The organism is Nocardia asiatica NBRC 100129, assembly GCF_000308415.1.
Lineage (GTDB): Bacteria > Actinomycetota > Actinomycetes > Mycobacteriales > Mycobacteriaceae > Nocardia > Nocardia asiatica.
The window spans coordinates 1-10,261 of the sequence record NZ_BAFS01000402.1 but is presented as its reverse complement, the minus strand read 5'-3'; the positions used below and the strand labels follow the sequence as shown (position 1 = coordinate 10,261).

The window sequence follows — 10,261 nt, the reverse complement described above, 5'->3', positions numbered from 1 at the left end:
GTTCAGCCTGACGGGAGCAGTCCCGACACCTACTCCCCCGGTCTCGCGGCTCGAAGCGGGCGAACCGCCTCCGATCCGAGAGTTCGACGAATCCCCCTGCACTACAGAGCGATTGACCATCGCGAACCTCAACCACCGGCAAGGGGCCCGCAGTGCCGGTGCAGTATCGAGCGGCAGACCGGCCACTGTCATCGTCAGGCCGATCGATCAGGTGTCGACTGCCTGTTCCACGAGTATCGCCTCGGTGGGGCAGCTGTCGGCCGCGAGCATCGCGTTGTCGATCTCCTCGGCGGGCGCCACGGCGACCGCGTTTGCCTTTCCGGTGTCGTCCACGGCTATGACCATGGGCAGCAACGCGACACACATCGCGTGACCCGCGCAGCGGTTCCGGTCGATGCTGATCCGGGTCATCACGCCGCCGAGAAGGTCGAGACGTGTGCGTGGCGAGGGCGCAGATTGATCGGGAGGCCGTCGTCGGGCGTAGGGCCGGTGCCCCAGGTGAGCGGTACCTGGTAGCCGGCGGGAACGCTCCACTCGTAGCGCAGCAGCATCCGGTGCATGATCGACTTCACGGTCATCCCACCGAAATGCAGACCGATGCATTTGTGCGCGCCGCCGCCGAACGGCGACCAGGCATACCGATGGATCCGGTCCTCGCGCCGATGCTCGGCGAAACGTTCCGGATCGAACTCGTCCGGGCGGGGCCACCACCGGGCCAGCCGCATGGACGGGTACGCGCCGAGGATGATGTCGGTGCCGGCTGGCACATAGTGACCCAGGATGTCGGTGTCGGCGATCGCCTGACGCATCAACACGCCCGCGGGCGCGTACATCCGCAAGGTTTCCTTGAATGCCAGGTCCAGCGACGGCAGCCGCTCCAAGTCGTCGTAGTCGAGATGCTCCTTGCCCAACGCGATCGCCTCCGTGCGCAGCCGCTCCTGCCAGTGTGGATTCTTGCCGAGCAGGTAGGTGAGCATGGACAACGTGACGGCGCTGGTGTCGTGGGCCGCCATCAGAACGAAGGTCATGTGGTTGACGACATCGTCGTCGTCGAACGTTTCCCCGGTGTCACTGGTGGCGTGGCACAGCACGCTGAACAGATCTGAGCCGTCGCCGACGCGTTTGGCGGGTAGTTGGGCGCGGAAGTACTGCTCCAGAAGCTTTCGGCCGTGCAGCCCGCGCGACCAGGTGCCGCCCGGCACCGCAGCCCGGATCAACGCCTGCCCGCCGACCACGGTGTGCTCGAAGGCGTGCTCGAGCCGCTTCGCCTCCGGCCCCGGTTCTGTGCCGACGAAGACCTCGGTCGCCAGGTTGAGCAGCATCTGCTTCACATTTCTGTACAGCAGGAATCCTGGCGCGGGGCGCCAGGATTCGAGTTCCCGCTCGATGCCCGGCCGCATCATGTCGAGGTAGCTGATGAGCCGCGGCCGCGTGAACGCCTGCTGCATGATGCGCCTGTGGTGCAGGTGCTCGTCGAAGTCCAGCAGCATGATGCCGCGCCGGAAGAAGGGGCCGATCCAGTACTCCCAGCCTTTCTCGCTGGAGAAGACCTTGTCCTTGTTGCTCCAGACGACCTCCAGCGCGGCCGGGCCCAGCACATTCACCGCGCGGCGGCCGAAGATGGTCGTCCACGACACCTCGCCGTACTTGTCGAAGGCGTCGCGTCCCCACGCGATCGGGTCGGTGTAGACGCGCAGCGAGTGCCCGATCAACGGCGGCCCCGAATCTCCCAGCACCGGCAGCAGGTCGCTTCCGGCCGGTGGTTCGGCCAGCGCGGTCGTCCGGGCGGGATAGCGATCCGCCAGGTCGGCGGCGTACTCCTGGAGTTTGCGGCGAATTCCTGCGTGCATGTGGCGTCCTTTCGCGGCGCTGCGAAGGTTCGAAGCGATCCGGCTCGCCACGATTTGGTGACGGTCCGTCACCAATTGACTCGCATCGGGTGCGCGCTTGTCAAGATGGAGACATGACCAGCCCATCGACCTGGGGCGGCCGGACCGTCGAGGCGCGCCGCGCCGCCCGCCGTGAACGGTTGATCGACGCCGCGATCGACATCTGGGCCGACAGTGGCTGGGCGGCGGTCAGTCTGCGTAGCGTCTGCGCCCGAGCGGGACTGAACGACCGGTACTTTCGCGAGAGTTTCACCGATCGGGACGAATTGCTCGCCGCCGCCTGGGACCATGTGCGGGACGAGACGACCGCCACTCTCGTCGCCGCGATCGGCGACCGGCGCGATTCGCCGCCGCTGGAGGTCCTGCATAGCGCGGTCGAGGCCGTGGTCCTGGGCTTCGCCGAGGATCCCCGTCGCAGCCAGGTTCTCTTCGGCGACCACGCGGGCAGTGAGATCCTCGAACGCCGTCGGCACGATCTGGTGCTACTCGCCGCCGATTTGCTGGCGACCGGCCTGGAACCTTACCTTCGCGCAGGCGTGGACCGCGAGGAGTTCCATCGCACGGCACTGATGGCTGTCGGCGGGTTCGTGGAATTGACCAGCGCTTGGCGCGCGGGCGCCGTCGCGATAGACATTCCCGGTCTCATCGATCAAACCATCCGTCTCGGCGACATCCTCGCCGGGCACTACCTCGGGGACCGCACACGCTCATGAGCACCCGCTCTGGCCTCGACGGTAGCTGTCTGCCGCCGTAGAGAACGGTTCCGGTTGGCCGGCCGAGGAGTTGACGGTGGTATGCCAGTTGTGCAGCCGTCCATCGAGGCTTCGAACCGGCATAGGGGGTCCAGTGACGAGAAAAGTCGCGCTTAGCGTTTCGGCCAGTGAGTAGCGGCCGTTGTGTGCTCTGGACTGGATCGGCGAATTGCGACGGATATGGGATAGGGCTGGTCAGGATCTTTTCCGGCGCGGGCCGCGGTCACGCTGAGCGACGAGCCGCAGGCCTTCGGCGACCAGTTCCTCATACCGCTCGGGGGTCATCGGCGGTGGCGGCTTTACTGCGAGCCGGTGGGCGCGGCCGCGCTTTCCGGCGGCCTGGCCGCTGATGTTCAGCGCATTGCCGATCTTCGCCCACGACACAGGTGTGCCGGGGTCGATGGTGCCGTCGCGCTGACGGTGTTCCCGCCGGCGGGCGCTGGTGATGTGCTGGTCGATCAGGTGGTCGGCGGCACCGACGATTCTGGCCAGCGCGTGGAGTGCGGCCAGGTCGTCATCGTCGGGGTAGCGCAGGTATTCGCCGCGTTCTTCGGAGTCGGCGCGCAGGCGCTGCATGGTTCGCCGCAGGTCGGCTTGGAGCTGACTCGAGGTGTAGCGGTTCGGCCGGGCACGACTGAACTTCGTTCAGTGCGTCAGGCCGCAAACACCAACTTGTTGAATCGGGGCCGGAGTTCGTGGTCTGCAGCCATGATCTTCGAGGCTGCGGTCGGGGTCGCTCGGCAAACACCTGTCGCCTGCTGGGGCTGACCTTCTAACGGCTTGCGTCCCGGCCGCGGCCGCCGACGGGAGTGGCTCGAGAGAGGTCTGCATCGCCCGAAGTTGGTTTGCCCTCCTAGTTGGAACCTGTGCTCTGTTCGAGGTTTTCATGGAGGTGTCGTGCCGAAATCTGGACCCGCCGATCGCGTCGTGATAGCTCGCCGCTATGGTCAATGCCCAACTGGGCGCTGGCGGGCAAACCCCTGCGGAGATGGTCGGTTTGAGCCGGCTGATGCTGGCGCAGCCGATCCATGTCGCCGTCGCGCCCTTTCACCCGCTGCCCGAGGGGACCGGCAACGGGCTCACGCCATTCTTCTACACGCTGATGTTGTTGCTGGCCGGGTTCACCGGTGCGATGGTGATCAATTCGTTGATCGACTCGGCGCTGGGATTCACTCCTACCGAATTCGGCCCGAAGTACTCCAACGCCCCGGCAGCGCCAATCTCGCGACTGCGTACTTTGCTGGTGAAGTGGGCCATCATGGCAGGTGTAGCGCCGGTGGTCAGCGGCATCTACATGGCTGTGGGCCATTGGCTGGGGATGCCACTCGATCGTCCTTCGGCGCTGTTTCTCTACAGTGTGTTCGCGATTGTCGCGGTCGGGATCACCGCCCTCTCGGTGCTGGCCGCCCTGGGTTCGGCGGGCCTGCTGGTCAACCTCGTGCTGTTCATCGTGCTGGGCTTGCCGTCCTCGGGCGGGACGATCCCGATCGAGGCGACCCCCAAAGCAGTGGCATGGCTGGCGAATTTTGAACCGATGCATCAGGTGTACCTCGGAATTCGCGCCATCCTGTTCTTCGAGGGCCCCGACGATGCCGGCTTGAGTCACGCGGTGTGGATGACGATGTCCGTAGGCCTCGTGCTCGGCGGCGCAGTAACCCGCTACTACGACCATAAAGGACTCGACCGCCGGCCGGACCAGTCTGCTGTGTAGCCAACACGGCTGGCCGGTCGCACCAGGCCGACGCCACCTGTTCCGTCTGCCCGACATCGGAGTGGGTGCCATCGGTGCATGCGTGTCATGCGCTGCGGAGATAGCCGGGTTCAAGAATGAGTCGGCGGAATGTGGAAGCGCTCGTGATTGTGGAAGCGGCCGTGGTCATGAATGCAACTGGGGTCACTGACGCGCAACCCGTTGCGCACGCGCGTCTTCTCATCGATGCAAAAGCCGTCATCCCGAGTCGGCGGCGCCTCGGCAGTCGCCGTCACCGCGCTCGGCGCCCCGATCGCCGCGGCAATCAGCGCTACAACCAGGGTGCGGCGTACCGGCGCGGCACTCGCGGGAGTTGTTCGCCCCATGGGGTTCCTTCCGTTGCGGGATCTCACACCGTTCTATCAGCGCACGCAGCATGGCAACACCCGCGATTCCAGGGGGCGACTCGACGATCATCGACCGCGGCCCCTTTCTCATCGACCGGTCAGATCCCGGTCCAGTACGGCGAGTTGGGCTCGCACCTGTGCGTACAGCGACGAACCTCGTTCCAGCGAAGCTGGATAGCCCGCCCACGTCGCGGCCGTCTACGGAGGCTATCCACCGGCCGAGGATGGCCGGGTCGCGAGATTTGAGGACGGCGGCGCGCAAGCGAGCACGGAGGGATTCGGACTCAGACGGCGTCGGGTGCGCGGGAGGTGGGCAGGAGTTGGTCTCGGTAGGGGCTGATGGCCGCGGCCTGCGCCGCGACTTCGACGCTGTCACTGCGGGTTTGACGCTGCCCTGGAGCAGCGGACCGGTCGAGGGACACGTCAACGGATCAAGATGATCAAACGTCGGATGTTCGGCCGAGCAAAACCGGATCTACTCCGGAAGCGAATCCTGTCGAGCGACCGGGCAAACCCGACCGCCAGCATCACGAAAATTGTGCCTGACCCGCAGAACTGACCCGCGCAGGACCGATCGAACGGGCCGTCGCCGTCTCCGGCCGGGTGCACTCGCCCAACGTTGCGGCGATTTCATGGTCATGAGTGTCGTCGCTGCCGCGTGACGCCGCGCAGCGGTGGCCTCAGGTGTTCGGCATCGTTCGCACGCCGCAACACCCACCGCAGTCCTACTCCCCCACTCGCCTCGGGATCGAGCGGGCGCAGCTGCCATTCGGTGATCGCGGTGTGGTCGACATCCATCGAGACATGCGCCCGCGAGTAGGTCACCTCCAGGAATCTGGGTCGTCGCGAGGACGCTGGCTTGGTGACAGACCACCACCACGGTCTCACCGGGGATGCGCCCTACGATCAGCTCCGGCTCGCGGCCCACCCGCGACGGCCACTGCTCCCACCCATGCTCACCCTCACCGACCGCCGTCGAAGCACCCAGCGGCTCGACCACGGATGGCAGTTCCTGAGGCGTCGTGACCAACATCTTGTCGTCGATCTTCTTCATCCAATCCAGCAGAGCCCGAGAGGATATGGCCCAGCAAGGTCTGCTGCCACCGGCGGACAGCAGATTGCGCGAGTGTGTAACAACTGACGCGAACATGCGACATCCTTAGTTGTCGAGACGGTGGAGGGATAGGCACATGGACGTTCTCGTCGAATCAACCCAGCCGGGAGGCGCGGACGCACTCCGCGACCTGAACACCGAGCTACTGAACGATGCGCGGTGGCGCGGCCGGGTCACCCTTCTCGAAACGCCCGCCCCCAGAAACACTTTGGGACCGGTGCTGGAGGGCCTGCAGATCGCGCTACAGCCACAGACACTGGTGCCACTGGCCACCGCGTTGTTCGCCTTTCTGCGCGTCTATACCTCAGACATCGAGATCGGCATCCGGCGCACCGACAAGAAGACCGAAGTCACGTTGTCCGCCAAGCGGATCAAGCGGCTCAAAGATGCCGAGCTCCCTGCCGCGCTCGCCGAGCTGATCGGCCAGCTCGACTCACCCCACAGCGACAACACCGAACCATGACCGGACTGAGCGGCGCAGGCACGCGCGTACTGCTCATCGGAACCGAACACACGGATAGTCCCAAGCTGTCCGACGTCCCGGCCGTGCGCACGTCGTTGGCGGATCTCGCACAGCGGCTGGTGGATTCGTGCGACATTCCCCCGGCAAACATCCGAGTCGTCCTCGATCCGCCCGATCCGGTCATGCTGGATGCGGTCATCCGGGCGACTGCCGCCGCGGCGACCGATGTCCTGCTGATCTACTTCGTCGGTCACGGGCTGGTCGCGGCGGGCAACGAGCTGTTCCTCTCGACGGTGGCGACCGTTGACATCACCAAGAACCGCCCCGCCAGTCAGGCTTTGGAGTTCTCCGCCATTCCGGCGGCATTGTCCACGTCGACGGCGAGCACGGTGCTCGTGGTGCTCGACTGCTGCTACTCGGGCCGGGCCAGGCTCGGCTCCGATATCGCCGACGGCCTGCTGCTGGTGTCCGCGACGCCGTGGGGGCCCGCGCTGGTCCGTGACGGCGCCGAGCACACCGTGTTCACCGGCGCGTTGCTGCAGGTACTCGCGGCAGGCGATCCGAATGGCCCGCCGCTGACCACGCTCGCCCGGCTGACGGAGCTACTCGATCGTAAGCTGCATGACCTCGATCCCCATCAGCCCCGGATCGGCATCGAATTCCGCGGCAACGCAGGGCGACTGGTCATCGCGAACAACCATGCCCACCGACAACCGAAGCCAGAGCCGCCGCCGGATGCGGGTGCCACCGACGCCGTAAACCCGTATCTCGGGCTGGCCGCGTACGAGAAGAGGGATGCGTCACGGTTTTTCGGTCGTGCTGAGACGACCGCCGCGCTGACCGCGGCCATCGCCGCGCGCGCCACCGACCTGATCGTGCTCACCGGCGCGTCCGGCGTCGGAAAATCCTCGATACTCGGCGCCGGGCTGCTGCCGCTGCTCGATAAGGGTAAGGAGTTCTCCGGCTCGGAGACATGGCGGCAAGTAGCGTTCGCGCCCGGCCCCGATCCGCTGGCGGCGCTGCGCACCGAATTGGCCGGGGCGCTTCGAATTTCCCAGGAGGCCGTCGACGACCTGCTCACCGACCCCACCCGGCTGCGCGAAACCTGCACCACGACACCGATTGCCGTGGTGGTCGACCAGTTCGAGGACGTGTTCATCCACCACCTCGCCGTTGCCGATGTCTTCATCGAGGAGCTGACGGCGCTGGCCGGCGTCGCCCGGCTGACGGTGGTTTGCCTCCGATCCGACTTCCTCGGGCGCTGCCTGCGCTACCCGGGGCTCGGCCCGGCGGCCAGAGCGGCCGTCGAAGTGACACCGATGACGCCCGCCGATCTCCGCGCGGTGGTCGAAAAGCCGGCCGAGCAGGCCGGTTTCGTGGCGGGAGAGGATCTCGTCGAGATCATCCTTTCCGACGCGCTGCCGCGCTCGGGCCGCTCGGTGGAGGTATTGCCACTACTGTCGCACGCGTTGATGGAGACCTGGCAGGTGCGCCGGGGCCGGGTGCTCACCGCCGCCGACTACATCCGGGCAGGCCGCATCGACAAAGCGGTGACCAAGAGCGCCGACGCCGTATACGCCGCGCTCGACGCGGCGGGCAGAGCGGAAGCGCGTCAGCTATTTCTGGCGTTGGTCCCGCTGGACGGCGAGTTGCAGCGCACCGGCCGGGTCGTCGCGCTGGACGATCTCCGGCCTGACCCGCAGGTGCTCGACGTCTTTGTCCGAGCCCGGCTTCTCGGCATCGACCGAGGTGCCGTATTCCTCATCCATGACGCCCTGCTGGACGCCTGGAAGCTGTTGCAGGAGTGGATCGACCAGTATGGCGCGGGGATGCGGGAGTGGCAGCGGGTCCGCAGCCGGGCCGCCGAGTGGCAGGCCCGCAGACACCCAAGCCTGCTGCTGTCCGGTCCGGCGCTGGATTCGGCGTTGCGGTTACGCGACAGCGGCGTTCGGTTCAACAAGCCGGAAGAGGAGTACCTGCGCGCCAGCGAGGGCAGGCAAACGTTCACCAAACGCCTGAAATTCGGCGTGGCCATGGGTCTGGTGCTGCTCACCGTGTTCTCGGTGGTGAACGGGTTTCTTGCGATCGATCAGCGCAACCGGGCCAGGGCGAGCGCTGACGAGGCGGCCGTGCGTCAGTTGCAGTTGCTGGGGCAGATCCATGCGGAGACAAATCCGCGTGCGGCACTGAGCTTTCAACTGGCCGCCGCGCGGATCGCGCCGAGTGATCGGAACCGCGCGGAGCTGGCGAGGGCCTTGGTGGCTAGCCCGTTCGGCGGTTCGGTCGTCATGCCCGACTTCCAGGAGGCCGACGACGCCATCACAGCGGTGGCGCTCAGCCCCGGCGGCGGTCTGCTGGCGGCCGCCGACGAGATCGGCCATGTGGCGCTGTGGCGGGTGGACGGCCATCAGCTGGCCAGCGCTCCGGTCGGCAGATTCCGGGTCCGGCACGTGGACGATCTCCGGTTCGACGCGACCGGCCGCACGCTCGTGGTATTCGGCTATGACTACGATAAGACGCGACCGGTCGACCAGCGTGAGCGCGATGTCCAGTGGTGGGACATCAGCGATCCGGCGCGACCCGCCCTCGGCCGCGCCGACGGCGGTGGGACGGTCGCGTTGATCTCCGCCGACGGGACAGTCGGCGTCCGGAGAACGCTCGTCGACAACGCCTCCGTGACCACCCTGGTCCGCATCGGCGACCAGGTCACCGAGGTCGCGCGACCGGACATGCCGGGCAGGCTGCTCGGATTCAGCAGAGACAACTCGATGCTCGTCACCGGCGACGACACCGGGTACGCCCTGTGGGATACCCGGGATCTTGCTTCACCTGTGCAACTGGCGCGGTTTTCGACCGCCTTGCCGATCGAGACCGACCCGGCGTCCTTCAGCATGATCACCGGCGGACCGCGGGAGTTCGCCTCGTTCAGCGCGGACAACCGCCTGGTCGCACTCACCGGAGGCGGGGCTCCGGTAACCCTGATAGACCTGGCGGACCGGACCCGGCCGACGGCACTGCGCACCGTCTCCGACACGCGACCGACCGGGGTGATCGGACCGAGCGCCACCCGAGCGGAATTCAGTCCGTCCGGACGCACGCTGACCGTCGGCGGAAGCGGTGCCGGCGTTCAAGTCTGGGACGTGCGTGACCCGCTGCACCCGCATGTCGAACGCAGCCTCGACACCGAACTGACTGGCCAGATCTGGTCACTGACCTATTCCGCGGACGGCCGCGCGCTGGTGTCCGGCGGACGGAGCGGAAGGACGACCCTGTGGAATCTCGGCGGCGGCACCGGGATAGAGGTCGAGACCGAATTCGAAGCCCTCGGTGACGACGGGTACTTCAGCCCGGACGGCATGACACTGATCGTCGACCGTCAATCATCGCTCACGGCACCCGAGATGCTCGAGGTGTGGCGGCTGACCGATCCGCTGCACCCGGTGCGGGTCGGCCGAATACCCGAGCAGGCCGACGGAACCGCCGATGTGAGCATGGCGCGGGACGGTCATCTGGTCGCGGTCCGTGGCGCCGACGGCGCGACCGCACTGTGGTCGCTCGTAGACCCGGCCGACCCGGTACAGGTCGGGTCGGTCGCGACGAATTCGGGGATCGGCCTGACGTATCCCAACACGCACACGATGACCGTGCGGATGGACCACGCGGGGACGACCCTGGCCGTCGAGCGGGAGAGCCAGAGCCGCTTCGGGTACGTCGTACAGCTGTGGGATATCACCGACCCGGCGCAACCTCGGCAGCTCGACGAAATCCCGGTCGGCGGTTCTCCCAAACCCGTCTACACGGTGTCGCCGGATGGCCGGTTGCTCGCCGCGGTGACCGAATCGGACAGTACCGGTATCTGGGACATTCGTGGACGGGACAAGTCCCGGCTGCTCGCGGAACTGCCGGGGGCGGCCGGGCGCGTGACGGTCAGCGCCGACGGCCGCAT

9 protein-coding genes are annotated in these 10,261 nt (G+C 66.7%); 4 read left to right on the top strand and 5 right to left on the bottom strand.

The features are described from left to right. Positions 1–207 precede the first annotated feature (207 nt). Together ON27_RS30355 and ON27_RS30350 are read right to left on the bottom strand one after the other, a co-directional pair. Positions 208–411, bottom strand: coding sequence for a ferredoxin (locus ON27_RS30355; protein ID WP_043735413.1), 204 nt, complete (start codon positions 409–411; stop codon positions 208–210). Continuing rightward, positions 411–1,850 (bottom strand): cytochrome P450, encoded by a 1,440-nt coding sequence (locus ON27_RS30350; protein WP_051047128.1) that lies wholly within the window; start codon positions 1,848–1,850, stop codon positions 411–413. Before ON27_RS30350 ends, ON27_RS30355 begins: the two co-directional genes overlap by 1 nt. Positions 1,851–1,963: 113 nt before the next feature. Between ON27_RS30350 and ON27_RS30345 the strand changes: the two genes are divergently transcribed. Then, a complete protein-coding gene (locus tag ON27_RS30345; protein WP_043735411.1) occupies positions 1,964–2,602 on the top strand; it encodes a TetR/AcrR family transcriptional regulator in 639 nt (212 codons plus the stop codon). A 234-nt stretch (positions 2,603–2,836) separates the two neighbouring features. On the opposite strand, the gene ON27_RS30340 is transcribed toward ON27_RS30345, so the two are convergent. Further along, a complete protein-coding gene (locus tag ON27_RS30340; RefSeq protein WP_043735409.1) occupies positions 2,837–3,217 on the bottom strand; it encodes a hypothetical protein in 381 nt (126 codons plus the stop codon). A gap of 367 nt (positions 3,218–3,584) precedes the next feature. On the opposite strand from ON27_RS30340, the gene ON27_RS30335 reads away from it, so the two are divergent. Next, the gene (locus ON27_RS30335) at positions 3,585–4,352 is read left to right on the top strand and encodes an ABC-2 transporter permease (protein WP_051047127.1); all 768 of its coding nucleotides are present in this window, start codon (positions 3,585–3,587) and stop codon (positions 4,350–4,352) included. Between the two features lie 110 nt (positions 4,353–4,462). Here ON27_RS30335 and ON27_RS44020 read toward each other — a convergent pair whose 3' ends face one another. Next, positions 4,463–4,717, bottom strand: coding sequence for a hypothetical protein (locus ON27_RS44020; protein ID WP_169334546.1), 255 nt, complete (start codon positions 4,715–4,717; stop codon positions 4,463–4,465). Positions 4,718–5,374: 657 nt separating this feature from the next. After that, a complete protein-coding gene (locus tag ON27_RS30330; RefSeq protein ID WP_043735406.1) occupies positions 5,375–5,563 on the bottom strand; it encodes a hypothetical protein in 189 nt (62 codons plus the stop codon). Positions 5,564–5,928: 365 nt separating this feature from the next. Here ON27_RS30330 and ON27_RS30325 point away from each other — a divergent pair, with 365 nt between their 5' ends. Together ON27_RS30325 and ON27_RS30320 are read left to right on the top strand one after the other, a co-directional pair. Further along, positions 5,929–6,315, top strand: a complete 387-nt coding sequence (locus tag ON27_RS30325) for an effector-associated constant component EACC1 (RefSeq protein ID WP_043735402.1) — start codon at positions 5,929–5,931, stop codon at positions 6,313–6,315. Further along, positions 6,312–10,261 (top strand): caspase, EACC1-associated type (locus tag ON27_RS30320; RefSeq protein WP_043735400.1); only part of this gene is annotated, 3,950 nt, incomplete at its 3' end. The genes ON27_RS30325 and ON27_RS30320, both read left to right, overlap by 4 nt.